A 26,700-nucleotide genomic window follows, 5' to 3' on the forward strand; every position below is an offset into this window, starting at 1 on the left:
TTGGATGAATGATCTGCAAAGGCCAACTCATAGTTGGTAAAGTACTATGAGTTAAAAATCAGCCTGTCACTGTTTTTAGAAATGTTTAATTTGAGTAACAAGATTTTATGGATGCTAAAAGCAGAAATAATTTCAAGCAATCAGTTTTATTGTACGAGCTCTCTCTGCGACCATGGGCTGAAACATGTCTATTTAAAGTAATGTCGCATTCACTAGCATCGAACCGCATCGGTGAAAACAGTTCCTCAGTTGTGTTTGCGATCTGAAAAAGCTTACTCTTTAGACCTAAGTGTAAAGCTTCAGAACTTTCTCTTTTTCTAATTCCAGAAACGTAGCGAATATTATTGTATTCACCTTTGTTTGCAAGATGCATTAACGCTGATTCGATGATACTAAATAAACTCGGTATACAAATATTATAAAAACCTAAATTAAACGATTTGATAGATTCGATTAACATGTCACTGTAAGGTGGGATCAATAGTCGAGTTTCTCTTTCTAACTCAACTTGTAATAATGATTCAAAGCGCTCAGTCAATAGCTCTTCTATTGCTTGAACTTCACTTAGCTCATGTTCCCGTATGTAATCAAACAGTTCATTTTCTAAAGTTTCGGAAGTAATACACCAACCTTGCTTTCTTAATTCATCACTTCCGCACCATATTGCTTGCTCTAAAACTCGTTGAAATAGCTCGATAACATAATGTTCATTCATCTAAATTTACCTAACAGATAATTTCCATACCGAATGTAAAATCTTCATCCCACTTCGTAGTAGATTGATTCTACTAAAATTTCTTACTTCATTAAAATCTCTTATGCTATTTTCGAGTTTTCAGCACCTCCAGTATAAACTTTTCTACATAGTGATATGTTCAAGAGCTACCGTGCAAGATTGCAACTAGATCAGAGTTATTTGAGTGCTGCTAGATAGGTATAATTTCCCCCGAGATACAACGCGAGGATTCACAATGAACAGCATTAGAAGAATGGAACAGGAACAAACTAGAGAAACAGCACGAACCGTCTGACGATAAATTCGAAAGCCTCTGAGGTGACTCTAAGCTCCCACTTACACCTGTACTCCATCTCACACTGATCTATTCCCCTATTTTTGCAGTACAAGTTATTAATAATTCGATATAAATCGCTCTATTGTTTGAAATTGTTGTCTACAGTTTTATAGAGCTTGTCGCTTCAATAATTGCCACAAGTAACGACACCTTTTGATGGTAAGTTTTGGTTATAAGGAAAGGAAATGGAAAGCCCAATTGTCACACTTACACATGCCAGCAAAAGCTTTGTTGATGGCAACGATACCCATCACGTGCTGGAAAATGTCGACTTCGCTTTGGCGACAAGCGCAAGCGTGGCTTTAACAGGGGCGAGTGGCAGTGGAAAGAGTACTTTACTCAACCTAATCGCGGGCTTTGAACCTCTAACTGGTGGCGAGTTGTGGCTCGATAACGAGAACACATCAGATTGGAGAGATCCACAGTGGAGCCGATTCCGCCATCAAAAACTAGGCGTGATCTTTCAACAGTTCAACTTACTAACCCCACTCAACGTAAAACAAAACATCGCCTTCCCGCTCCATTTGAATCAACAAAAATGGAGCGACTGGTGCGATTATTTAGTTGATGCATTGGGTATCAACGAGTTACTCGAAAGACATGTATCCGCACTCTCTGGCGGTCAGCAACAACGAGTCGCAATAGCGCGCGCGCTAGCCCATAAACCCAAACTATTGCTTGCCGACGAACCCACAGGCAACCTCGACCACAAAGCAGGGTTAGAGGTTATGAAGCTGCTGAGTGAAATCACCACTCAAGGCAACACTGCGGTGCTTTTGGTTACGCACAGCCCAGAATGCGCCAGCTTTATGCAGACAAAATTGGTGTTAGATGATGGTTGTTTAAGGAACGCCGATCTAACCCCAAGAGCAGCAGCGTTGTGAGTAATCCAATGAAGCAAACTGGCTTCGCTCAGAACCAGCTCACCCATACCAAACTGACTCTGAATCTATTCGCGGCGCACTATCGTCAATCACCATTGCAAGCCGCAGCGATTCTGATCGGCATTGTGTTAGCGGTCACCTTGTTTGTCGCAGTGCAAGCCATCAACCTCAATGCCAAGCGCAGTTATGCAGAATCGACCGAGCAACTTAGCGCTCAAGCGCAGAACCTTATCATTCCACTAGCAGGGCAAAACTATTTGCCGGAATCGCTCTACTTCAGCTTAAGACAAAGTGGATTAAGCGCAGCGCTACCTGTTATAGAAGGGCGAGTAAGAGACGAGCAAGGTCGACGTTGGTCAGTTCAAGGCAGTGAGTTGATCGCCGCCCTCACTTCAAGATCTCGTCACGCTCGCGTCGACGAACAAAGCAACACTCAAACCAAAGAACCAAACATTTCCCTGTTCGACAATGCCTTACCTTTGCCGCAACTCTTAGCGGGTGAACCCATTGTGATGATGAGCCAGTCGCAACACCAGAACTTGGGAGGAGTAGACACACTCACTTTGGATGAAGTGCTCACTCAAGTGGTAGTGCTACCAGATGAATGGCAGCTAGGTAGCCGAATGTTGATGGATATTGGGTTCGCTCAGCAACTGCTTAACAAGCAAGGGCAACTGAGCTACATCGCTATTTTTGACACTAAGAGCGACACTAACAGCAATCCTCAGGATAAATGGCAAAGCCTTATTGGCGAGCAAGGACGATGGATTTCCAACAACCAAAGTACGGATCTGGGTTCAATTACCGATAGCTTTCACCTCAATCTCACCGCCATGAGTCTGTTGGCGTTTTTGGTTGGCCTATTCATCGCTTACAATGGTGTGAAGTACAGTTTGCTGAAGCGTAATCGGCTATTGGTGCAAATTCAACAAGCCGGCATTGCGCCAAGCATCGTGTTTTCAGCTCTGTTAGTCGAGCTGACTCTTTTAGTCACACTAGGCGCGTCGCTTGGTTTCATTCTCGGCATCCAACTCAGCCATTGGCTGCATCCAACCGTCGCGATAACACTTGAGCAACTTTATGGTGCAACACTGCTTCCCGGTACATGGCAGTGGCAATGGTTAATGCAGGCACTGCTACTCACGCTGGCCGCAACGCTTGTCGCTTGTTGGCAACACTTTAAACAGCGGGTGCGACAACCCCTCTCTTCCCATGGCGGTTTCTATCAAGCGCCGGAAACGTCTAACGAAAATCAGCTGTTTGTTATCGGGTCAGTATTAACTATTCTCGCGTTAGCAGGTTTATGGATGAGCGAACATCATCGCTTCACCATGGCATGGCTCGGTGTGTTAGTGGTATCGATTCCTTTGTACCTGCCCAAAACGCTAAGCGTGCTAGCGAACTGGAGCGAAAAACGCACCCAATCGGGGTTAATACAATATCTGTTTGCTGAGCTACGTGAACTTATTTCCCCTCTCTCCCTTGCCATGATGGCGTTGCTTCTCGCTGTCACCGCCAATATCGGAATGAATACCTTAGTCGGCAGCTTTGAATCCACGTTAAAGCAATGGCTTGAACAGCGCTTACATGCCGATATTTACGTTAGCCCTGCCCAAGGTGAAATCGCGAATGTGGAACGTGCGTTAGAGCAGTTTGAAAATGTTGAAACCGTTTATAAGCAATATTATGTCGATGATAACTTGCAGGGCTTACCTACTTTGCTCGGCACCAAAGACAAAGACACACTTGAGCAAACCATGGTATTTCAATCCCATCTTGATGATTTCTGGACGCGCTTTTACCAAGGTGAATTCGTGGCGATCAGCGAACCTACGGCAGTGAAGCTCGGCTTGCCGCTTGGAAGCCGACTCAAGCTCGACGCGATCCAAGACAAAGCGCTCATCGTCGGGGCGATTTTCCACGATTACGGCTCACCGAATGGCGAAGTGTTACTTGCACCTAATTTGTGGATCGAAAGCGGATTTACTGACTTACCCACCAGCTTGGGAATCAAAGTCTCTGGCGACCCACAAGTGGTGTACGAACAGTTACGCCAACAACTCAATCTGCACCCAGGTCAGCTTTACAATCAAGCACAGATCAAATCGATCGCTTTAGATATCTTCTCACAAACCTTTGCTATCACTCGGGCGCTTAATGGCGTCACTTTAATGGTGGCGGTGATTGGGTTGTTCTGCGCCTGTTTCATGTTGCTCGATGCACGCAAAGCCGCCATTGCAAGGTTGTACGCGCTCGGTGTTAGTCAGAAAAAATTGATGGTGATGGTGGTCGGGCAAATCGTTGTTCTGGTCGCCTTCACTCTGGTTATCGCCTTACCACTCGGCGCTATGGTCGGTTATGTGTTGACGGACATCGTTACCCTGCGCGCCTTTGGTTGGAGTTTAAATTATGTGTGGAATTGGAGTGATGCACTCAGCATCGCAGCCATCACCATTTTAGTGGCTGTGATTGCGACCTTGATCCCACTGTGGCGTTTGGTCAGTAAACCCGTGGTATCCAGTTTGCAAAGTGAGGTGTTGTGATGAATCGATCAATGAGAGTTTTCGTTCTCACACTTGGCATCTTGCTCCTTTTAGGGTGTGAGGAGTCAACTCAACCATCAGCTCAAAATATGGGTTCGATACTTGGCGCAGAAACACAAACCGAGAATGAAACGGCAATCGATCAAGCGCAATTTTCTCCGGTAGTAAAAGGTATCGAGATCACCTTCCCTGCCGACCATCAAGCACACCCTAATTTTCGTCATGAATGGTGGTACTTAACCGCAAACTTAATTGATGAAGACGGCAATGCGTTAGGCGTGCAGTGGACACAATTCCGCTTCGCGGCTGCACCACAGGAAAGTGGCAATAGCACTAAGGAAACTACGTGGCAAAGTCAGCAAATCTACATGGCACACAGCGCTGTCACCACTAAAGACAAACACTACGCCGATGAAAAGTGGTCACGTAACCAAGCAGAACTGGCAGGAGTAAGCGCTTCACCATTTCGTGTCTATCTTGATGACTGGCAATGGACGTCGACGACCGATGACCTGTTCCCAGCTACATTGGTCGCTAACTCGGGTCAATTTGGATACTCGCTTAAGTTAACCAACAACGCGCCTTATCAAAAGCAAGGCGAACAAGGCTACAGCACTAAAAGTAGCGATGGCAAAGTGGCTTCCTATTACTACAGCCAACCATTCATCGATGTATCGGGCGAAGTAACCATTGATGGCATCACGCATCAGGTGTCTGGTAAAGGTTGGATAGACAGAGAGTGGAGCTCTCAGTTTTTACTCGACTCACAACAAGGTTGGGATTGGTTTGCGCTAAGGCTGAGTGATGAAACCAGTTTGGTGGTATTTCAGCTTCGAAACTCAACAACAGGCAAAGCCAGTTATTCCCATGCGAAGTTGATGAATCAAGATGGCTCCGGCATCGCGATTAAGCAGCAAGACATCAGCTTAACCGCCATCAAGCAAACTAAAATCGACGGGCGTGACTACCCAACAGAGTGGCAAGTTTCGATTCCAAGCCAGCAAATAGAACTGACCGTCTCGGCACTCAATCCAAATGCCAAAATGCCGCTGTCGGTTCCTTATTGGGAAGGGCCAATTGAAATCAAAGGTTCTCATTCTGGGTCTGGCTATATGGAGTTGACTGGGTATTAGATTGTGTATTAATACAGGTGGAATCTAACAACAAATACATCGCGATAACCATCAACTAAAACACTTTCAACCAAAACCTCCACCACGGAGGTTTTTTGTTATTCCATATGTTCTATTTACCTTAACGCCTGTTGAAAAATATCTAATTTAACCAAACACTGGGCTCCCCTAAAATACCAATCAAATGGTTAGAGGAGATAGAACATGCTTAGCTCAGTGCACAATGACGAACTCAACAGATACATCGAGAAACTAGACTTAAACCTTACCAAGGATCAGGTTCGTGAACTTGGTTGGCAGCAAAGTAATGAAGAGGTAGGAAAAGAAAAAACAGTATTAGGCTCGTGGTTTTTCTTTTCTTTCTTTGGCTTATGTACGTCTGCATGTCTTGCGCTGCTAATGTATATCTCATGAAGATAAACAAAACAATGACCACGTATAACCAGCATGGAACCTTCAATTGGTTCGAGGTCGACGGAGAAACGTACATACTGTTCAAAGTGGGCAGCAACAGTGCTCTATTGAACCAACACTATGAGGATGTCACCGAACAACAGAGCGAAATATATGGGCTGTTAGGGGCGATTCCATAAGCTCATACTGCACGTATTCACTTATGGTCTATCTATTCACTTGTGGTCTATCTACGCACTAACTAGCACAAACATCCGTTCTTTTGGCAACAAGACCGAGCTACAACAAACGGTTCTTATACTGCTCTGGCGTTTGGTTCGCGTAACGTTTGAACATGGTGATAAATGGGCTTGCTTGGTTATAACCCAATGTAAGAGCGACCTCTTTAACCGATTGGCCGTTTCTCAACAAGTCCATTGAGTATAGGTAGCGCACTCGCAGTCGCCACTCGGTAAAGCTCATTCCAAGCTCGGTCTGGCAGTGGCGAGAAAGGGTTCTTTCCGTGGTGTGGACACGTTCAGCCCAATCTTTCAGCGTCACTTCATCGGTTGGGTTCTCTTCAACAGAAGCCAATATAGGCGCTAGATACTTATTATCGGTTGAAGGCAAGAAGTGGTGTTCAACCTCGCGCTGCGCAAGTTGGTCAAGCAGTACCTGAACGAGCCTTTGGTCTTGCTCGGTTTCCGCAACATTGATCCCACGATCGCGAAAATCATCGATAATAGAAGACACAATCGGCGTGATCTTTATAAGGCTGGTTTTATCTGGCAGGTGTTGCGTGAGTTCTGGGGCGATATTTAGTGAACAGTAGTCCAAAGGCTTACGGTTATAACTGCAATGCATCACCCCGGCCGGTACCCAAATCGCTAGATGTGGTGGCGCTAGAAATCGAGTGCTTTCCGCTTCCATCTCTAATATACCACCACTGATCAATTGAACCTGTCCCCATGAGTGGCTATGAACTCGGGTTTCAGTGTTCGAAAGAAACGCTTCAAAATTCATAAATACGTTGGATGGTGCCTTATCAATTAATAAGGATGGATGAAGGTTTCTGGAGTGTTTTTTCAAACTTGTCTTCCTATCGCGCTTAATGTCTTTATAAAGATACTTGTAAGTATAACGACCTGTCAAACTAGCCGCATCAACTCATTCGCCACGGAATTCACATGCATTACCTATTACCATTTTTTACAGTCTGTATCTGGGGCGCCAATGCAATCGTCAACAAGCTTGCTGCAAGCACCATAGAACCTAGCGCAATGAGTTTTTACCGCTGGTTTTTTGCGATGTTAATTCTCACGCCTTTCTGTATTCGCCCAGTGATGAAGCAGTGGGCTGTCATTAAGCCAAACTTATCTAAATTAGCGTTCCTCGGCTTTTTGGGCATGGTGTTGAACCAATCTCTAGGTTACTACGCAGGCTTAACCACAACCGCCTCTAACATGGCATTGATCACTTCTTTGGTTCCATTGGTCAGTGTATTTTTAAGCGTCCCTTTGCTGCACAAGTCGATTTCTAGTTTGAGTATTGTTGGCGGTGTGTTGTCACTATCAGGCTTAGCCCTGATGTTAGGCAAAGGCGATCCGTTATTCTTCATGCATCAAGAATTGACTCAAGGCGATGGCTATATGCTAATTGCAGCCTTTGTTTATGCTTCGTACTGTGTACTACTGAAACGCTGGAAAATGCCAATCAGTAGCTGGGTGGTGATTTACATTCAGGGTCTGTTTGCTGTCGCGATGCTTACGCCACTTTGGCTTACCAGCGAACAGCTTTTACCACCACAACAAGCGCTCCCATTGATAGCTTACGCCGCGGTTGCCGCTTCAATTTTAGCGCCTTGGATGTGGGTGAAAGCGATTGACACCATTGGTGCTGACTCAAGCGCGATGTTCATGAACTTGCTTCCGGTTGTAGCGATCGTATTAGCCGCGACATGGCTTGGCGAAGAGATTAACCAGTTCCACATCATTGGTGGTGTGATGGTGATTTCAGGTGTCATCCTTGCTCAAATCAGAAGAAAACCAAGGCTTGAGGCTCCTCTCCCTCAACAAAGCTAAACGCATTACCCAACGCTCACATTAGGGTAAAAATTCAAACTCACGTTTCACACAGCAAATGAGAGTGGCTACTGTAATCCATACTATGATGAGCCCTTACAGCAAGCGAGTAAAACGGAAGATTAGTCTAAACGCTTTACTTTATATCAGCACGATGAGTCGTTACTCAACTATTCTTCAGCAGTTATACCTTTATATCATTACAATCACACACGATTAGTGCGAAATACACTAAAAGGCTTCCCAAACAATAATCCGAAAGGAAATATCTACGCGAAGGATCTATACTTTTTAAAACAGTAAAAGTGAGCTGATAAGAAAACAATAATCACTACCACTTTAGTGGTATCTGAGATACAGCCACTTTAACTAAACCAAATCAACAGCGGTTGGTTGGCTAACACAAAAAAGTACCGACATGAGTACCACACGGCTTAGAAACACCTAGCATTACGCTAGGTGTTTTTTTTGCAATCGACCTATCTAGTGACTTAATCAGTATTTCTATTCTCTTGCTTGATATCACTTCATCCATGTTTGCCATTCGCCTGATACGCCTTTAAGCACCAATATTCATCAACTGATCATCTGTTTGAAAAAAATAGTCTTAACCATGAGATTATCCGCTTTAACTTATGTCATCTTAAGTATATTGTTACTAGCAAGTAACAAGCATGTTACGCAGCAAAATAATAATGAAGGAAGATAGATGAGCAGTAGCAATAGCCGACAAGATGGTAAACGAGACGTTACTCTGCGTTTTTTAGCTGAACCCGGGGATGTGAACTTTGGTGGTAAAGTTCATGGTGGTGCAGCAATGAAGTGGATCGATTTAGCAGCCTACGCTTGTTCCGCAGGTTGGAGCGGTAAATACTGTATAACAGCCTATGCAGGCGGAATTCGATTCGTTGCCCCAATTCATGTAGGCAACCTTGTGGAAGTAAGTGCAAAGGTCATTTACACAGGTTCATCTTCAATGCATATCGCTATCGACGTGCAAGCAAGCGACCCTAAAGAGCTCAATAACCGCCTAACAACTCACTGTATCGTTATTATGGTCGCTGTCGATGAGAATGGTAATCCGACTAAAGTGCCAGAGTGGATACCAGAGACGCCAGAAGACATCGAATTACGAGATTCGGCTATTCGCCTAATGAACATGCGAAAACAGATTGGTGAAGAGATGGAAGCTCACGTGAAGTACCTTAAGTAAGGTCCACCAGCTGCCCTCCCCCTACAAAACCTTATTACAATGCCAAGCGCCTGCTTGGCATTGATCTATTTGATACCTTCGTGCTCTACACAGCCAAATCCGCTGCACACCCAATACAGACGATAAGAGCGTGATACCCAGCCAAAGGTTGAAATGAATCGGCACTTGTTCACTGATTTATTTTGACTGTAATAAAGTCGTCATTTTGCTCTGATTAAATACCGCCAATCATAATAGATGCATTTGAATTTCTTGGAGCCACTCTTGAGCGTCATACGCCCCACTCTTAGCGAGTCTACACTGAACAATTTAAAGGCTGTTGAGTACCAATGGGTTAGAACTTTGTACGTCGAAGGCTACGACAGCAATGAAATCAACCACTATATCCAAACGTGTTTCGGTGGAGATCCGACATTTGCCGATCTATTTCGTCGCGTGGCACTCGATCAAGAAAGTATCTATGTGTTGTTGCAACACTTAGGTTGTGCTCCTTCTAGTAAAGAGTTCTAACTTCTAAGTCCCACCAAAAACCAGAAGCATAAATAAACCTACCTCCATAACCCTCATGAATGTCACTTGAATATTCTGTAACTACCTCTCGCTTACCCATACATTTTCAGTGCAATTTCAGGTTTTGTTGCATACAAATCATTGAAGTATCACGCATTGGAATATTCACAACATATCAATAGTACAACAGCCACTTATACTGAGTGTCTGATTTGTGAGACAAGTTCATTTCTACAAGTAACCAAAATGAAGTGGTCGGTATTTAGGAGAGAAGTAACTCGAAACTTTGGGTTTTAAAGTAGATATGAGCGCGATAGTTAACGAGTAACGCTGACACAAAAAACAAAAAGTAGCAGGCATAAAAAAACCCAAGTAAATACCTGGGTTAGAGTTACAAAAACCACTAATCATTAATAGCGTAAGGAACCTGATTAGTAGCCAGCTATGCGTAACCTGAGGGTTATTTTTATTACTGATCGGCGGCCAAACCAAATGATGTAATAAAAATGCCAATATAGAGCGACCTAACGGTCGCTCTTTTTCTTTCTTATAGAGTACAGCTTATCCTTTTACACCACCTGCCGTCAAACCGCCAACTAACCAACGTTGAGCAAGTAAGAACACGATAGTAATCGGAAGTGCTGATAGTACAGCCGCTGCCGCAAAGTCACCCCATAGGTAGTTCTGAGGGTATAGGTACTGCTGCATACCTACTGCTAGCGTGTAAGAGTTCACATCTGTAAGTAGGATAGACGCTACTGGCACCTCACCCACTGTCGCGATGAAAGATAGGATAAACACAACCGCTAGGATTGGTACAGACAGCGGTAGTAGAACCAGTCTGAATGCTTGCCAAGGCGTTGCACCATCAAGGGCTGCTGCCTCTTCCAGAGAGTTATCAATCGTTTCAAAGTAACCCTTAATCGTCCATACGTGCAGTGCAATACCACCAAGGTAAGAGAAGATTAGACCACCGTGTGTGTTCAAGCCTAAGAACGGAATGTATTGACCAAGTTTGTCAAACAGCGCGTAGATTGCTACTAGAGCCAATACTGCTGGGAACATTTGGAAAATCATCATCGCTTTCAGGATTGTGTTCTTACCTTTAAAGCGCATACGAGCGAACGCGTAAGCCGATGTCGTAGACAGTGTCACAATCAGAATCGATGTGATACCTGCAACCTTCACTGAGTTCCATAACCAAGTTAGCACAGGGAACGGAGGTGACGTTACCGAGCCATCTGCGTTCGTTACTGACATACCCAATGCTAACTTCCAGTGTTCCAATGATGGGTTATCTGGAATCAAACTACCGGTTGCGAAGTTACCTTCACGGAACGAGATCGCGATGATCATCAGTAGTGGGAAGATAATCATTGCCAAGAAGCACCACAACACTGCATGCGTTGCCCACACTCGGTATTTAAGGCCTTTACCTTGTACCATAGCCATTGTCGTGCTCCTTAATCTTGAGACAGTTTAGTGAAACGAAGGTTTAGTAACGCTAGTGCACCAACCAATAGGAAGATAAGCGTTGCGATAGCACTTGCTAGACCGAAGTCTTGACCGCCGCCGCCTTCGAATGCAATTCGGTACGTGTAGCTTACAAGCAAGTCTGTGTAACCCGCTGGCTCAGAAGTACCAATCATGTTCGGGCCACCGTTCGTCAATAGTTGAATCATTACGAAGTTGTTGAAGTTAAAGGCAAACGCTGCAATCAATAGCGGTGTAAGCGGTTTAATCATCAATGGGAACGTAATGCGCTTGAAGTTATCAAGGAAGTTCGCACCATCGATTGCTGACGCTTCGTATAAATCATCAGGAATCGCTTTAAGCAGACCCATACATAGAATCATCATGTAAGGGAAACCTAGCCATGTGTTAACCATCAACACCATGGTTTTCGCTAAGATAGGGTCTGAGAACCAGTTCGGGCTTAAGCCGAAGATATTCTCGAGCACCATGTTGATCTCACCAAAGCTTTGGTTGAATAGACCCTTAAAGATAAGAATCGAGATAAACGCGGGTACGGCGTAAGGCAGAATCAGTAGAACACGATAAATAGAACGACCTTTCAACTCTTCCCATTGCACGATGTTAGCCAATACAAGGCCGATAACTAGCGTGAACGCTACGGTACATACCGAGAAGATAACCGTCCAAATAAAGATGCTGATAAACGGTTCTTTAATGCCGTCATCTTTCCATACACGCTCAAAGTTATGCGTACCAATGCTAACCACGAAACCTGGAGAGATGGTATTACCCGTAAACTCACCATTTGCATCAACAGGCTGGTAGAAACCCACATCCATATTTGGCTTGAGAACTTCACCCGTTTCATTGTTGATTAACGTTTCTTCATCGTCTTGTAGCGTGTAAAGCGGAGCAACAGAAGCAAACTTACGTAAGCCACTCATGCGGATGTCACCACCGTCAGGTAGATTGAAATCAACACCACTGATTGCTGCTCGGTTTTGAATGATCGCTTTGATCTTCTCTTTTTCACCTTGCGCAGACTCAATAACAGATAGGTCCATCTCTGTTTCTGTCATATTGTCTAGAGAAAATACGTCAGTCGCTAACAGTTGATCGCCATCTTTTACAACGATCTGGTGACCGTCATCTGTCTTGTACAAAGTAAATGGGTAGCTCTCACCGCTTTGGAAAGAACGGTCTAAAAGAACGGTTTGAGTACGCTCTAGAGAAAGTTGGTTTTTCGCGCTGTAGTTAGTAAACGCAAGCCCTACGGTGTATGCCAATGGGAAAAGAATGAACAAGATCATTCCGGCAATACCTGGGTAAATATAACGGTGGGCGTAAGTTTTTTTACTACCAAAAATGTAAAGTGCCAAAGCCGTTAAGATCACTGTAAGCAGCGCAAAAGCGAGCTCACCGCGAGAATACATTAGAATTGTAGCGTAGCCGTTTATTAAGCCAACGCTACCAAGCAACCCCCATTTAATGAAGACGCTTTTACTGCCTGGAAGGCTTGATGGTGCTGGGATAGCATCTGTACCTTGAACTGACTGCATAGAGGAACCTGCTAGCGATATAGATAAAAAATAGAAAAGTAAGGAGAGGTTACCCTCTCCTTAAAAGGTAGTGCCTGGGTGTTACTTAACCATACGACCTTCAGCAGCTTTTAGTGCTTGGTCTACTGATTGACGGCCGTCAACTACGTTGCCGATCGCTTCTTCCATGCTGTACCAGAATGTTGTGAACTGAGGGATGTTAGGCATGATTTCACCGTTCATCGCGTTGTCCATTGTTGCTGCAATACGAGTATCGCTGTCTAGTTGACGTTGGAAAGAGTTAAGAGCAACAGCGCCTAGTGGCTTGTCGTCGTTCAGGCTCTTCATACCTTCATCTGTTAGTAGGTAGTTTTCCATGAACTCAACAGCTAGGTCGCGGTTTGGAGACGCAGTGCTGATACCACCTGCCCATACACCAACGAAAGGTTTAGACGCTTTACCGTTGAACTTAGGTAAAGTTGTTACGCCGTAATCTACGCCAGCTTTCTTGATGTTTTCCCAACCCCAAGGGCCGTTGATTGTCATTGCAACGTTACCTGCAACGAATTCAGACTCAGCTACTGAGTAATCCATGTCTGCAGAGATAACTTTGTCTTGTACCATCTTCTCGATGAAACCTAGAGACTTCTGAACACCATCAGTCGCTACGCCCGCATCTTTAATGTCGTAACCTTCTGCAGTCTGTTTGAATGCGTAACCGCCGTCAGCTGCAAGTAGAGGCCATGTGAAGTAAGCGCCGCCACGTAGAGGCCACATGATCGCTTTCTTGCCGTCTTTTTTAAGTTCAGCATCAAGTGCTGGGATTTCTTCCCAAGACTTAGGTGGGTTAGGAACAAGCGCTTTGTTATAAATTAGCGAAACTGACTCAACAGCAACAGGGTATGCGATTGTTTTACCTTCGTATGAAACAGCGTCCCATGCGAAGTCTACGATACCTTCTTTAGTTTCTTTAGAAGGTTTGATATCAACAAGAAGTCCCGCTTCTGCATAGCCGCCAAAACGGTCATGTGCGTAGAAGATCATGTCTGGGCCATCGCCAGCTGCTGCTACTTGAGGGAATTTCTCTTCTAGCTTGTCAGGGAAAGCGACGGTTACTTTAACACCAGTATCTTCTTCGAAGCGTTTACCTACTTCAGCCATGCCTTCATAAGCTTTGTCACCACCTACCCAGATTGTTAGTTGTCCTTCTTCGATAGCAGCATTTGCACCAAAAGAACCCAGAGCAACTATTGTACCTAGAGCTACAGCGCTTAGAGCGTTTTTCATGTGAATATCCTTTTTATATTTATACGTAGGGCACATCTACCAAGACGAGCCAGTTTTCGGAGGTTATGATCTGAGAAAACAGACCCTAGCTCATCATCCTAGCCACTACGCCCTAGCTATTATGGCTTAAATTCGTGATCGCCATCCGGTCAGATTAGAGACTGCAATCACAAAACGTATACTCATCGTGATCAACATCACCGTTACGCGGTGGATTTATTTGAACTGGATCGCCAATTATTAATAACCCCATTTATCTACTCCTCCCCTCCTACTCCCCCTAGTTAATTTTCCATTAGGAGGATGTACCCTTACGCCAATTCACCGAAACTGCATTCATCCAAGAGTGGATAGTAAGAACCCTTTACCGGCAAGTGTTATGCGTTGACGCATTATTCATTTAGTTGGCTTCACTGCCCGCTGGTGTCTTATATTAGCATCGAGCTAAATCTGTGATTGAATCACGGGGGAGGTTTAGCTGGATGTGGGGGAAATGGGCATCAGTTTGGCTATGACGGGTGGGCTTGGTTAAAGAAGCCAAGTCTCACCCACTTTTTTCTTACTCACTCAATACTTACCAATTCCTACAGTTACTGCTGACCCAAAAATTTCTTATAATGATAAGCAGTAAAACTTAAAATTTGATCGATCGAGGACAAGCTAGATGGCGAGTGTCACGTTAAAAAACGTTTATAAATCATATGGTGATGTACAGATTTCTAAGGACGTAACCTTAGACATCAACGAAGGTGAATTCGTAGTATTCGTTGGACCATCAGGTTGTGGTAAATCGACGCTATTACGTTGTATCGCAGGTCTAGAAGACATTACGTCTGGTGATTTGTACATTGGCGACCAACGCATGAATGACGTTGAACCGTCAAAGCGTGGCGTAGGTATGGTATTCCAGTCTTATGCGCTTTACCCTCACCTTAACCTATACGACAACATGTCTTTCGGTCTTAAGCTAGCAAACGCAAATAAAGCTGAGATCGACAAACGCGTTGAACATGCTGCAGAAATCCTTCAGCTTGGTCACCTTCTTGAGCGCCAACCTAAAGCGCTTTCTGGTGGTCAACGTCAACGTGTTGCGATTGGTCGTACTCTGGTTTCTCAACCAAACGTATTCCTACTTGATGAGCCTTTATCAAACCTAGATGCCGCGCTACGTGTTCAAATGCGTTCGCAAATCACCAAGCTACAGCGTCAACTGGGTTGTACCATGATCTACGTTACCCACGACCAAGTGGAAGCGATGACAATGGCGGATAAGATCGTTGTTCTGGATGGTGGTTATGTATCTCAAGTCGGTAAGCCGCTTGACCTTTACCACTACCCTCAAAACCGTTTCGTTGCTGGCTTTATTGGCTCACCGAAGATGAACTTCATGTCGGTACACATTGAACAAGCTGAAGCAGAACGCGTATTGGTACAACTTTCTAATGGCATGACTTTCTGGATCCCTGTTGATGGTACGACTGTCAATGCTGGCGATCGTATGTCTCTGGGTATTCGCCCTGAACACTTGATGTCTGCTGAATCAGGTGACGCGACGATTGAAGCTGACGTGATGATGGTAGAGAAACTAGGTAACGAAACTCAGGTTTACCTAAACCTTGAAAGTGCCGATGCTGATGTTATCTATCGCCAGCCAGACACGTTGAAAATCGAATCAGGTGACAAGTTGGCGATTGGTATTCCAGCGCACCGTTGTCACCTGTTCCACAGCGATGGCCGCGCATGTCGTCGTTTGTACAAAGAATACGGCACAGACTAATCGCTTAGCCTTTTAGGATATAACTTGCCCATATCGAATCCCTCTTACTCAGTAAGGGGGATTTTTTTATGTGCTGGATATTTTTATGTGTTGGATACGAGTTTCACTTACATTGAATAGTTCATGAGTCAGCCACTCGGTCTTTCGCTAGCGGCAATAAAAAAGGTCTAGCAAGCGCTAGACCTTTATCTGTTAGTTAGGCTATGAACCCAACCGCTAATATCACTTCTTTCAGACATGAAACCTGTCTAAATCAACTTAGTGAATTGGCGTATCATTCTGTTTGTTGAACTGGCCAAAATGCTTCTCTAACACTTCAGGAGTCAGTTTGCCTTCCGCTTCTAGTCGCTTGAACTCAGCAACAATTGCTTTTTGCTCTTCAAGTGATGGCAGTTTCACCTCAGGCTCATCGCCCATCTCTTGAGTCATCTGCTCTAGTTCTTTTTCAAAATCGCTCATGATACTTACCTAAATATTAAACCTAACGAGATTTTACTCATTTACGCCCTATGATGCTAGGGTGATTAAAAGCAAAGCCCGAAACCAGATCAAGCTAAAGGCAGTTAGAGGCAAATTAGCGCACTAATAAAAAGAGCCGGATTCACGATGAAATGACCCCAGCTCTTCGTCTATATCCCTTTCTAAGTCATGTTACAGCTTGAAAGAATTAAAGCTTAAATGAACCAACCATCTTATCTAGACGAGACGATAGATCACGAAGCTCTTGGCTCGCTTCAGCAAGTTGCTCAGCCGTGCCCGTTGTCACTTCGTTGATTGCGTTAATCTCTTCAATGTTCTGGTTGATGGTGTGAACTACGGTTGATTGCTCTTCCGTTGCCGTTGCCACTTGAGTGTTACGGTCTGTGATATCAACGATACGGTCTGAAATGCCACTCAGCACGTCTACCGCTTCATCCGAAGCCGATACACCTTCAAGGGTAATCACCTTACCCGCACTCATTGCCGTTACCGCATCTTTAGCATCGCTTTGCAGTTGGTTGATCATCTTTTGAATCTCTTCCGTTGAATCTGCGGTACGGCTTGCTAGGTTACGTACTTCATCCGCTACAACCGCAAAACCACGACCTTGCTCACCAGCACGGGCGGCTTCAATTGCAGCGTTTAATGCGAGTAAGTTAGTTTGCTCTGAAATATCACGAATAACACCCAGAATAGAACCGATGTCTTGAGTTGTAGAAGCCAGTTGCTCTACTACCTGACCCGTGCTTTCAATATCTTGCGCCAAACGACTGATCGCGTCTTTTGCTTTGTTCACCACAGAGCGGCCTACTTCCGTATTGCCTGAAGCTTGAGTTGCCGTTTCTGCTGCGGTTGCCGCGTTCGATGCAATCTCGCTGATGGTCATACCCATTTGGTTAATTGCAGCCACCACTTGAAGCGTTTGGTCGCGCTGTTCTTGGCTGTTGTCGTGGGTGATGTGGGCTTTGCTAGAAACACTCTCTGCCGCCACTTGAAGCGCTTGGCTTGTCGAACACACCTCTTTCATCGACTCGTGAATCTTTTCAATGAATCCGTTGAAGCCTTTTGAAAGCTGTGCAATTTCATCGTTGCCTTTCACTTCGATACGCTGTGCAAGGTCACCGTCGCCTTCACCTAAGTCGCCGAAACGCTTAGCCAAAAGCTTGATCGGTTGAGTAATGCTGTTCGCCAGAACTACGCCCATTAGGATAAAGACTAACGCCACAACCGCAGTCATGATCAGCATCTTCTGCGCAGTCGCATCAAGCTCAGCAAACACTTCACCGGTTGGTACCACACCAATAACGAACCAGTCCATTGAAGACACATACAAGCTCGCCACGAACAGCTCTTGGCCTTGGCTTTCTGTAGTAATCAGGTTGAAGCCCGACTTGTTCAGTAGTTGGCTTGCTTGAGGACCGTAAAGTTGTTGAAGTGAAGAGTCACTGCGAGAACGCTCGCGATGAATTTGAACATCACCTTGGCTATCGGTTAAGAAGACAAAACCGGTATTTTCAATCTTGAAACCGTTCAGCAGGTTAACCATGTCATCCATCGACTTTGATAGACCAGACATAGCCAAACCAGAAGGCTGTTGGTAGTTAGCAAACATCTTCACTTCGCCATTGGCTTCTTGGAACATGCTCACCATGGTCGGCTGTCCAGATTGCGTAAAGCCAAAGAACCAACCATCTTGCTGTTGGTTTAACTGACGTAGGAAGCCATTTTGGTTCCAGTAGTAAGCAGTTTGACGGTTCGCCACTGAGGCATCGTTCAACTGATACTGGTTACGAACATTGTTCAGCTGTTTCACCAGTTTATTTTCTAGTGCGGGATCGCGATCGGTCGATTCGATAGCATCAGAAATAAATTCATTTGAAGCAATTTGCTCCGCCGCTAGTAATAGCTGAGAGACTTCTCGGTCAATTTCACCATTGATTCGCTCTAGCATTCCTGGAAGTTCAATATCGATCAATCGATGACTTAATACATCTCTTGCTTGTTGTTGTGCCATTGCGCCGACAATCACTGTCGATGCAAGAACCGCAAAGGTAATTCCAAGTACAACTTTTTGCTTGATACTCAGAGAGTTAGTTTTAAACATATTTGGACCTTTAAAAAGAATCGCTCGTTATTGGTATACCCTGAACAGGACTTTTTTAGTGCACTCCAACAAGCAATGCACAATCTGAGTGATGTATCGGCCACAACCAATAAAACTAGAGACTTTCTTCTCAAAAAACTGCAAATATGATGTAACAACTGAATCGATTCCCCCTAATGCATCAATTATCAGTATAAATATGGCGCCTTTAATTATTCATTGCTGCTATCTGTTTTGCCAGTTTCACCTAGCTAACCCTTCAGAAATGAATGTATTCAACTTTCTTTCATTGATGATATCAATGCGGCGATAACCTATTTCAATCATGCCTTCTTTCGCCAGTTGCTGGAGAGAGCGACTTAGCGTTTGACGCGTACATCGCGATAGATGTGCCAGCTTATCTTGGGTATACAAAATGGGATTTAACTCGTTAGGCATACCATTCAAGCGACTGACCAATAGAAGTAACTTAGCGACACGAAATTCATTTTTTAGCAGCACGGACTCCGTCGTCCACTCCATCAAAAGTCGAAAACGAAAGCTGATTTCACGAATCGCTATTTTATAGAGTTCAGGATAACGATCTGCGATATCTCTCATTTTTGTCACCGGAATAGCCACGACAATCGCATCAGGAGAAGAATAGAAATTATGGTTGGTCGGTTGATCATCAAAGCACCCTATCCACGTCAGCCAACTGCTCGGACCTAGCATGGCAATGCACGCCTCATCACCACTTTCACTGTAACTCATCAGTTCGATATGCCCCTTAACCACAAGACGCATGGTATCAACCGAGGTATAGGCCGAATTCAGTAATGTCGGAATTCTATAGGCTTCTATTCTAGCGGCTTGGATAATCTCTTCGATCGCGTCCTGATCAAGCAGCGATAAGGTTGGATCCTCTGTTAATACTCGAACCAGCATAGAGTGCTGATCTTCCCGACTCATCGAGTGAACGACACTAGAATGTAAGATTTTACACATTGTTCTCAACTCGCTCCTGATAACTTGTTAATCAATTGTTACAGGTAAATTAACAATTAATCAAACATAACTATTAGGAAACACCACAAGGTCGTGAAACGAGGATTAAAAAATGCAAATGCCATGCGTAAATACATTGAGTCGTTGGCTCTTTAAAGGCTCTGTAGCAACAGTTTTAATTACCTGCGCTAGCTGGAGTTCTGTCTCAGCAGCTAATGATAAATTTGAAGGGATCCCAGGAGAAAGAACGTGTTTCTTCCGTTATGGTCCCGTCTCTGCTGACCCGTATATCAACGTTGCCTACCCCGATGCAGCAGTTAAGTATTGGGGATCAGCTTTTACTGTACCTGATGGTGCCAAGCTCAGGTTAGAAGGGCAATTCCCACATTCTCGCTACATGTCGTTCATTAGCTATGATGACCGTGGAAGACCGGTGCAATCTTTACCTGACTATATGATAAAACCTAGCCAAAGCAGCGTGAACCCTTTCAGAGAAGGCAGCCAGCGCGACAGCGTTCTTAGAAACTATCAAGTCAATATTCTCGACTCTCAACCAAAAACAGATTACACCGCAGGCCAAATACGTGATGGTTCTGAAATGGATGAACTGCATACGCCAAAATCTTCAGCTAATCAGCAGGTGATCATCTACCGTATCTACGCAAAAGACGAAAACAGTGATGGCACTGGGAATACAGCATTACCTCAGCCAGTCGTCACTCTAGCTTCAGGGAAGGAACTTCGCGGGCAAGAAGCGTGCGATTCTCTGCAAAGTACACAACCGTTAAAAGCTCAGTTAAATGCATTGGGGATCCCTGTAGAGAAATATCGAGAACTGGTATCGCAACCCAACAAGCCAGCAGGCTTCCCCGCGACCAACCCATCGACTTGGCACATTCAACTCGACCGAGAGAGCTTGTTAGGTATCTACACTGGGAAAATCAATCCTGAAGCTCGCCGTAGCACAGGTGGCTTCTACCCCAATCTTGATAACAATTACATTAGAACCGTCGTCAATCGCAAACATGGCCCTGTATTTGTCCTCAGAGCGAAAGCACCTGTGACGCCAAAAACTTTCCATGGCGTTAAAAAGATGACCAAAGGTGACCTTCGTTATTGGTCGGTCTGCTCGAATAAAGGCTTCGCTGTAACCAAAGTCAACGACTGCCTTTACGATGAAGCTATTCCGGTGGACAAAGACGGGTATTACACTGTCGCCGTGAGTCGCGCCGCCGACAGGCCACGTAACGCTTTTGCCCAATGTGGTGTAGGTTGGTTACCAATGGCAGACGATGGTGATGGCATTATTGATGAAGATGCATCGATTGTTCAAATCCGTCACATGCTCGCAGCGCCGGAGTTTAGCCACGCCATCCAAAACATCCAGCAAGATAAAGATATCGCCCCGGTGATGGGGGAATACTACCCAAGAACTTTCTACACCACGACCAACAACTTCGAGCTGATGATCCCTTGCTCGGGATAGTCCTCTCCAGCTGAATAACCAATTAATAAAACTATGAAATGGCAGGTTCCCCTCCTGCCATCTATGACCGAATACCATCAATTTTCTGAGGTTGCCATGCTACTTAAACTACTATCATTGTTGTCGCTCATGTCTTTTCTTATACCGGCACAAGCAGCGCAAACAGAAGAACTAAAACCAGAGCAAGAACAAATAGAAGACCTAGACGATCCTACCGCGCTGAGCTCGTTTCTGGGAATACGAACAGGGACCAATGGATATGGTGCCATCGCGCAATTTGGATTCAACAGCCCCGGCAGCGCATTGGGTCACAACAGCTTCATTCAATTTAAAGACGATTTTGAAACCGTACATCTACGCCACTTTTCGATCTATAAACAAAGTGGAACGGGGTTGTTTGTCGATATGCAGCGCAACAATGCCAATGCGATTCCCGTTAACCGAGCTTCTGTTGGCGCCATCCAGATAATCCCTATCTCAGATAAACTTAGGATTAACCCTGCCCTTCTATATGGCGAAACGTGGACAGACGATAAGCAAGCTCGAAAGATGCTGTTTCCAGATACATCGATTGTGACCTTGTATACCTTTATTCGCTGGCAAATCGCCGACGACTGGTTCGTCAACTTGGTGCCCCAATATACCTACAGCGTAAATGGACGAAAGATTCGCTTATTTGAACTCGTCACTCAAGTGGGTCACAACATTACTAAAGAAACGAGCATGGCGATAAATACCGATGAAGACGACAACTTTTGGTTAACACTAAAACACGCCTTTTAAGTCTGACGATGGTAAAACCGTTGAGCTTAACGTTACTTTCGCTAAACACTTGTAAATCTTTCCAATTTTGAAAAAATAAATTCCGCAAATGTACTGGAACTTTTTCCTATTAATAAGTGACCAATACTCAAAATAAGAATCAAATGGCCCCCAGAGAGTCCAAAAATGCATAAAAACAACTTCGAAATCCTTCAAAACTACTTAGAGTCTCAAATCATTGGTCAGCAAGAGCTCGTTAAGCAACTGATGATCGCCTTACTGGCAGATGGTCATATCCTTGTGGAAGGACATCCAGGGTTGGCAAAAACCCGCGCCGTAAAGTCGCTAGCTGACTGTGTTGAGGGTCACTTCCACCGCATTCAATTCACTCCCGATCTGTTACCTGCTGATTTGACGGGTACCGACATCTTCCGTCCTGAGACTGGGGAGTTCACTTTCCAATCAGGCCCGATTTTCAACTCGCTGATTCTAGCGGATGAGATCAACCGAGCTCCGGCGAAAGTTCAAGCGGCAATGCTGGAAGCAATGGCAGAGAAACAAGTAACTGCCGGTCGAAAAACCTATGCGCTGCCTGAGTTGTTCTTGGTAATGGCAACACAGAACCCAATTGAACAAGAAGGGACTTACCCGCTACCGGAAGCTCAGTTAGACCGATTCTTGCTTCACCTAGAGGTTGAATACCCAGATATGGAAAGCGAGCTTGAGATCTTACGACTCAACCGTGGTGAGGCTCAAGGTAACGAATCAGCTCAGCCACAACAGATATCTCAGCAAACGATCTTTGAAGCGCGCCAAGAAGTGCTCAACATTCACATGGCAGACACCATTGAGCAGTACATCATCAGACTGGTTATGGCGACTCGCCAACCTAAGCAATACAGTGACCAACTTGATCAATGGTTAGACATGGGTGTCAGCCCGCGTGCAACCATTGCGTTAGACCGTTGTGCCCGCGCTCACGCTTGGCTTGCAGGACGAGATTACGTCACGCCACAAGACGTTCAAGCGATGGCATTCCCTGTGTTACGCCACCGTCTACTGCGCAGCTACCACGCACAAGCTGAAGGTGTCACCGCAAACCAAGTGATCGCACACCTTATTTCATTGGTTGGCAGCGCATAGGGATACGCGCATGAATAATCAACTACCCAACCATAGTAACGGCGTCACGTTAAATCTGGATGAGCTGCTGCAATACAAAGCGCAGTCTGTTCGCTGGTTGCCTCCCGCCAAGAGCCTTTGGTCACAGCTTAACGGCCAACACGAGAGCAACCGTAAAGGTCGCGGGATGAATTTCTCTGAAGTTCGTCAATATCAAGCGGGAGATGACATTCGCAGCATTGATTGGCGTGTAACAGCCAGAACGGGCAAAGCGCATACCAAACTTTTCTCTGAAGAACGAGAACAGCCTGTCATTTTATTCTTGGATCTATCAAGCAGTATGATTTTCGGCTCAACCTTGTTGCTGAAATCGGTTCAACTTGCACACTTTGCTAGCCAACTGTGCTGGCTTACTGTGGCTCAAAAAGATCGAATTGGCGCGGTGATCGATACTGGCAAAGAGGTCATTGAGATTAAGCCAAGTGCAAGCAACCATGCTCCACTGCGTATTTTGCAAAAAGTCATAGAAATCAATAATGCAGCGCTGACTCATCACGACAATCATAATGACACAACCTTAGAGCATGGGCTGAAATCTCTGCACCAGCTTTGCCCTAAAGGAAGCGATATTATTATGCTCAGTGATTTTGTGCGCTACCAAGAAAGTGACTACTCACTTATCAGTCAAATTCGGAGGCACAACAGAGTACGTCTGGTGCATTTCTACGATCCGCTAGAGCAGGGTGAAACCGCCTATAAAGGTTCTAAACAGGTCACCGATGGTAGCAAAACTCAATGGTTTAATTTCTCTTCTAATAAAGAAAAGCAAAAGCTTAACCATGCTTTTTCGCTTAAGAAACAGCAGCTGCAACAGATGGGGCTGTCTCTCGCGATACCTTATAGCTCGCTGTCGAGTGCGCAGTCACTCATGAGCCAGATATCAGGAGCTCAGTCATGAAACAGCCCTTAGATTTAAGTCCGGTTATTGCGCCAGATGCACCGACTTGGTGGCCTTTGGCGTGGGGTTGGTGGGCAGTGGTTATCACAGCCATTGCCCTGATTGCTTTGGTGTTTTTCATTGTAAAACGTAGAAAAAACAATCAACAGGCGAAGCAAGAAGCACTGTCTTACTTTAGTAATAGTCAGTCCCAAGATGGCTTGTCTCCGAGCAAAGCTCAAGACATCGTTCGTCAAGCAGCACTGAGCTATTTCCCTCGTGAAAAAATTGCAGGTTTGTCTGGTGATGATTGGTTGAAGTTCTTAGATGCGCAATTGGCGAAGCCGTTATTTGTAGCAAAACAATCCCAGTGGCAACAAGCGCTCTATCAAGATGTAGCCCTTATGAACGACGAACAGAAAAAGGCTCAACAACAATTAGTTAATGATTGCGAAACTTGGCTTCGTAAAGCCCTTCCTCCTAAGCGAGGTCTTTATGAGTGATTTTCTAAGCCCTATGTTTCTAAGCGGGGACTTGCTAAACATCGAGTTCGTTTGGTGGTGGATGTTCTTCATCGCGCCACTGCCGTTGCTCGTTTACTTGTTCTCACCAAAGTCAGAATCAAGCCATGTCCTAAGGCTTCCATTTCTGCCAGAAGACAGCAATACCAAAACACCGAGCAGTCGCTTACCAAAGGCGTTGTCCGTGATTATCTGGCTTCTGCTGGTTACGGCGAGCGCACGCCCTGTATGGTATGGCGAACCGGTGGAGTTTCAGCCGAAGCATCGTGATTTAATGTTAGTTGTCGACCTCTCCTATTCGATGAGCCAAGAAGACATGCAGTTCAATGGCGAATACATCGACCGCTTGTCGGCGGTGAAACGCGTATTGAGTGACTTTATTGAGCGACGAAAAGGCGACCGAGTTGGACTGGTGTTATTTGCTGATCACGCCTACTTGCAGACCCCGCTTACGCTAGATAGAGATACGCTTTCACAACAGCTCAATCAAGCGGTGTTAAAGCTGATTGGTACTCAAACAGCGATTGGTGATGGTATTGGTCTTGCCACCAAAACCTTTGTCGATAGCGATGCGCCCCAACGTGTAATGATTCTACTCAGCGACGGCAGTAATACCGCCGGGGTATTAGACCCATTAGAAGCGGCGGATATTGCAAAGAAATACGACGCAACGATTTACACCGTGGGTGTCGGTGCAGGCGAGATGATGGTCAAAGAGTTCTTCATGACGCGCAAAGTCAATACTGCTCAAGACTTGGATGAACGTACACTAATAGAAATTGCCAAACGCACCGGCGGTCAGTACTTCCGAGCGCGTGACAGCAAAGAGTTAGCGACGATTTACGACACCATTAACCAGTTAGAGCCCGTGACGAACGCCACTAAGATCTGGCGACCGCAACAAGAGTGGTTTGTATGGCCACTGTCGGCGGCAATGTTCTTCGCATTTATGCTGTTAGCCATTAGGAGAAACAATGTCTAACTTTACTTTTATCTACCCATATTGGTTCTTGGCGCTTGCCGTGCTGCCCGCTATTTGGTGGCTGAGCAAGACACAGTCCAAACAAGGATTACTCGCGTCACACATCGCCCGTTACTTGGCGCCAGAATCAAGCAAGCCATCGAAAAATCGCAGTACTTACTTCGGTATTTGGTGGCTGGTCGGCGTTATTGCGTTAGCTGGGCCAAGCTTCGAGAAAAACGAACAACCAAGCTTTGAAAAAACGCAGGCACGAGTTGTGATCATGGACATGTCGATGTCAATGTATGCCACCGATATTAAGCCGAATCGCTTAACTCAAGCGCGATACAAGGCTCTTGATCTGCTTTCATTATGGAAGGAAGGGCTAACAGGCATGGTGGCGTATGCTGGGGATGCTTACACCATTAGCCCGCTAACGTCAGACATCAACACCATCAAAAACCTAGTGCCTAACCTATCGCCAGATATCATGCCTTATCAAGGTGGTGATGCCGCATCAGCCGTTAAGCTTGCGATTGATATGATGACTCGCGCGAAGATCTACCAAGGTGATTTGGTATTGATTGCTGATGACATCGATGACCAAGAGAAGAAGCAGATCGACTCCCTACTCTCTTGCAACGATTGGACATTGTCGATTCTAGCTGTAGGGAGTGAAAACGGTGCGCCAATCTCGTTACCTACGGGGTCGATGCTGCAAAGCGACTCAGGACAAGCCGTGGTGGCAAGAACCAACTTGAAGAACATGCGCGAGCTTACACGCAGCTATGGTGGCACGTTCACTGAAGTTCAATTTGATAACTCAGATGTTGAACACATCGCGAGCTACCTCGACCGCGTTGCAACAACATCGGAAGTAACCAAGACCAAGAACTCACTCAACACCAGAGTGAACAACGGTTTCTGGTTACTGCCTTTGCTATTACTTCCGGCACTTGGATTATTCAGGAAAGGGGTTATTTGGTGTGCCTTAGCTGGAGTTATCTCTTTTAGCCAACCAAATACTGCGTTTGCGAACCCGTGGAAAACCAATGATCAAGTAGGCTATCAGCTGTATCAGGACGAGGACTTCCAACAAGCTGCTGAACAGTTCACCCAACAAGAGTGGAAAGGCATTGCTCAATACAAAGCCGGTGATTTCGAAGCCGCAGAGCAGACGCTGCAAGAGCTTTCTAGTGAAGATGCTCGCTACAACCTTGCTAACGCTCAAGCCCAACAAGGTAAGTACGACCAAGCGATCCAAGAGTATCAACGTATTCTTGAAAGCAACCCTGAACATGCTTATGCGAAGAAGAACCTAGAGATTGTCGAACAGGCTCAGAAGCAACAGCAACAGCAACAGCAACAGCAACAGCAAGGCGATTCTGACTCCAAAGACCAGAATGACCAAAATCAGCAAGGTCAGCAAGGT

General features: G+C 45.2%; 24 protein-coding genes and 1 pseudogene. 17 read left to right on the forward strand and 8 right to left on the reverse strand.

What is annotated here, in order from left to right:
- Positions 1 to 85: 85 nt before the first annotated feature.
- The gene (locus AB4329_RS18965; protein ID WP_372139020.1) at positions 86 to 715 is read right to left on the reverse strand and encodes a hypothetical protein; all 630 of its coding nucleotides are present in this window, start codon (positions 713 to 715) and stop codon (positions 86 to 88) included.
- Between the two features lie 543 nt (positions 716 to 1,258).
- Here AB4329_RS18965 and AB4329_RS18970 point away from each other — a divergent pair.
- The 5 genes from AB4329_RS18970 (at position 1,259) to AB4329_RS18990 (ending at position 6,226) form a co-directional block, all read left to right on the forward strand.
- Positions 1,259 to 1,957 carry an ABC transporter ATP-binding protein gene (locus AB4329_RS18970; protein WP_017072425.1) on the forward strand — a complete coding sequence of 233 codons (699 nt, stop codon included), beginning with the start codon at positions 1,259 to 1,261 and terminating at the stop codon, positions 1,955 to 1,957.
- 8 nt (positions 1,958 to 1,965) lie between these two features.
- Positions 1,966 to 4,500: an ABC transporter permease gene (locus AB4329_RS18975; RefSeq protein ID WP_372139035.1), complete on the forward strand. Its 2,535-nt coding sequence runs from the start codon at positions 1,966 to 1,968 to the stop codon at positions 4,498 to 4,500.
- On the forward strand, positions 4,500 to 5,633 hold the full coding sequence (locus AB4329_RS18980; protein WP_372139021.1) for a lipocalin-like domain-containing protein: 1,134 nt from the start codon (positions 4,500 to 4,502) through the stop codon (positions 5,631 to 5,633). The genes AB4329_RS18975 and AB4329_RS18980 overlap by 1 nt, the downstream gene beginning before the upstream one ends.
- Before the next feature lie 204 nt (positions 5,634 to 5,837).
- Complete coding sequence (locus tag AB4329_RS18985) at positions 5,838 to 6,047, forward strand: hypothetical protein (protein ID WP_048609786.1); 210 nt, start codon at positions 5,838 to 5,840, stop codon at positions 6,045 to 6,047.
- On the forward strand, positions 6,044 to 6,226 hold the full coding sequence (locus AB4329_RS18990) for a hypothetical protein (protein WP_017060054.1): 183 nt from the start codon (positions 6,044 to 6,046) through the stop codon (positions 6,224 to 6,226). Before AB4329_RS18985 ends, AB4329_RS18990 begins: the two co-directional genes overlap by 4 nt.
- Before the next feature lie 100 nt (positions 6,227 to 6,326).
- Here the strand turns inward: AB4329_RS18990 and AB4329_RS18995 are convergent, their stop codons facing one another.
- Positions 6,327 to 7,115, reverse strand: a complete 789-nt coding sequence (locus AB4329_RS18995; protein WP_029235520.1) for a helix-turn-helix domain-containing protein — start codon at positions 7,113 to 7,115, stop codon at positions 6,327 to 6,329.
- 98 nt (positions 7,116 to 7,213) lie between these two features.
- Here AB4329_RS18995 and AB4329_RS19000 point away from each other — a divergent pair, with 98 nt between their 5' ends.
- The 4 genes and pseudogenes from AB4329_RS19000 (at position 7,214) to AB4329_RS19015 (ending at position 9,830) form a co-directional block, all read left to right on the forward strand.
- Entirely contained in the window at positions 7,214 to 8,107 is an 894-nt protein-coding gene (locus AB4329_RS19000) for a DMT family transporter (protein ID WP_017065645.1), read from the forward strand.
- A gap of 48 nt (positions 8,108 to 8,155) precedes the next feature.
- A pseudogene (locus AB4329_RS19005) lies at positions 8,156 to 8,410 on the forward strand (peptide ABC transporter substrate-binding protein); the annotation flags it as partial.
- A gap of 406 nt (positions 8,411 to 8,816) precedes the next feature.
- On the forward strand, positions 8,817 to 9,320 hold the full coding sequence (locus AB4329_RS19010) for an acyl-CoA thioesterase (RefSeq protein ID WP_019822926.1): 504 nt from the start codon (positions 8,817 to 8,819) through the stop codon (positions 9,318 to 9,320).
- A 237-nt stretch (positions 9,321 to 9,557) separates the two neighbouring features.
- Positions 9,558 to 9,830 carry a hypothetical protein gene (locus AB4329_RS19015; RefSeq protein ID WP_019822928.1) on the forward strand — a complete coding sequence of 91 codons (273 nt, stop codon included), beginning with the start codon at positions 9,558 to 9,560 and terminating at the stop codon, positions 9,828 to 9,830.
- A 561-nt stretch (positions 9,831 to 10,391) separates the two neighbouring features.
- Here AB4329_RS19015 and malG read toward each other — a convergent pair.
- The 3 genes from malG to malE form a co-directional block, all read right to left on the reverse strand.
- Positions 10,392 to 11,282, reverse strand: a complete 891-nt coding sequence (malG, locus tag AB4329_RS19020) for a maltose ABC transporter permease MalG (protein ID WP_017060050.1) — start codon at positions 11,280 to 11,282, stop codon at positions 10,392 to 10,394.
- Between the two features lie 11 nt (positions 11,283 to 11,293).
- On the reverse strand, positions 11,294 to 12,865 hold the full coding sequence (gene malF, locus AB4329_RS19025) for a maltose ABC transporter permease MalF (RefSeq protein WP_017060049.1): 1,572 nt from the start codon (positions 12,863 to 12,865) through the stop codon (positions 11,294 to 11,296).
- An 81-nt stretch (positions 12,866 to 12,946) separates the two neighbouring features.
- On the reverse strand, positions 12,947 to 14,131 hold the full coding sequence (gene malE, locus AB4329_RS19030) for a maltose/maltodextrin ABC transporter substrate-binding protein MalE (protein WP_017060048.1): 1,185 nt from the start codon (positions 14,129 to 14,131) through the stop codon (positions 12,947 to 12,949).
- Positions 14,132 to 14,795: 664 nt separating this feature from the next.
- On the opposite strand from malE, the gene malK reads away from it, so the two are divergent.
- Positions 14,796 to 15,908, forward strand: coding sequence for a maltose/maltodextrin ABC transporter ATP-binding protein MalK (gene malK / locus AB4329_RS19035; RefSeq protein WP_017060047.1), 1,113 nt, complete (start codon positions 14,796 to 14,798; stop codon positions 15,906 to 15,908).
- A gap of 258 nt (positions 15,909 to 16,166) precedes the next feature.
- On the opposite strand, the gene AB4329_RS19040 is transcribed toward malK, so the two are convergent.
- The 3 genes from AB4329_RS19040 to AB4329_RS19050 form a co-directional block, all read right to left on the reverse strand.
- On the reverse strand, positions 16,167 to 16,367 hold the full coding sequence (locus AB4329_RS19040; RefSeq protein WP_010431457.1) for a hypothetical protein: 201 nt from the start codon (positions 16,365 to 16,367) through the stop codon (positions 16,167 to 16,169).
- Positions 16,368 to 16,575: 208 nt separating this feature from the next.
- On the reverse strand, positions 16,576 to 18,492 hold the full coding sequence (locus AB4329_RS19045) for a methyl-accepting chemotaxis protein (RefSeq protein ID WP_017060046.1): 1,917 nt from the start codon (positions 18,490 to 18,492) through the stop codon (positions 16,576 to 16,578).
- A gap of 243 nt (positions 18,493 to 18,735) precedes the next feature.
- Complete coding sequence (locus AB4329_RS19050) at positions 18,736 to 19,419, reverse strand: Crp/Fnr family transcriptional regulator (RefSeq protein ID WP_372139023.1); 684 nt, start codon at positions 19,417 to 19,419, stop codon at positions 18,736 to 18,738.
- Positions 19,420 to 19,591: 172 nt separating this feature from the next.
- On the opposite strand from AB4329_RS19050, the gene AB4329_RS19055 reads away from it, so the two are divergent.
- The 7 genes from AB4329_RS19055 to AB4329_RS19085 all read left to right on the forward strand — a co-directional run.
- A complete protein-coding gene (locus AB4329_RS19055) occupies positions 19,592 to 20,965 on the forward strand; it encodes a hypothetical protein (protein WP_102557284.1) in 1,374 nt (457 codons plus the stop codon).
- Between the two features lie 129 nt (positions 20,966 to 21,094).
- Complete coding sequence (locus AB4329_RS19060) at positions 21,095 to 21,748, forward strand: hypothetical protein (protein WP_372139025.1); 654 nt, start codon at positions 21,095 to 21,097, stop codon at positions 21,746 to 21,748.
- Between the two features lie 165 nt (positions 21,749 to 21,913).
- Positions 21,914 to 22,870, forward strand: a complete 957-nt coding sequence (locus tag AB4329_RS19065; protein WP_372139027.1) for an AAA family ATPase — start codon at positions 21,914 to 21,916, stop codon at positions 22,868 to 22,870.
- A gap of 10 nt (positions 22,871 to 22,880) precedes the next feature.
- A complete protein-coding gene (locus AB4329_RS19070; protein WP_372139029.1) occupies positions 22,881 to 23,807 on the forward strand; it encodes a DUF58 domain-containing protein in 927 nt (308 codons plus the stop codon).
- Entirely contained in the window at positions 23,804 to 24,289 is a 486-nt protein-coding gene (locus AB4329_RS19075) for a DUF4381 domain-containing protein (RefSeq protein ID WP_372139031.1), read from the forward strand. Before AB4329_RS19070 ends, AB4329_RS19075 begins: the two co-directional genes overlap by 4 nt.
- Positions 24,282 to 25,289, forward strand: coding sequence for a VWA domain-containing protein (locus tag AB4329_RS19080; RefSeq protein WP_017060042.1), 1,008 nt, complete (start codon positions 24,282 to 24,284; stop codon positions 25,287 to 25,289). Before AB4329_RS19075 ends, AB4329_RS19080 begins: the two co-directional genes overlap by 8 nt.
- A partial coding sequence (locus tag AB4329_RS19085) for a VWA domain-containing protein (protein ID WP_372139033.1) occupies positions 25,282 to 26,700 on the forward strand: 1,419 nt, incomplete at its 3' end. The genes AB4329_RS19080 and AB4329_RS19085, both read left to right, overlap by 8 nt.

It is taken from the genome of Vibrio sp. 10N.261.54.A5 (assembly GCF_041471145.1).
Lineage (GTDB): Bacteria > Pseudomonadota > Gammaproteobacteria > Enterobacterales > Vibrionaceae > Vibrio > Vibrio crassostreae_C.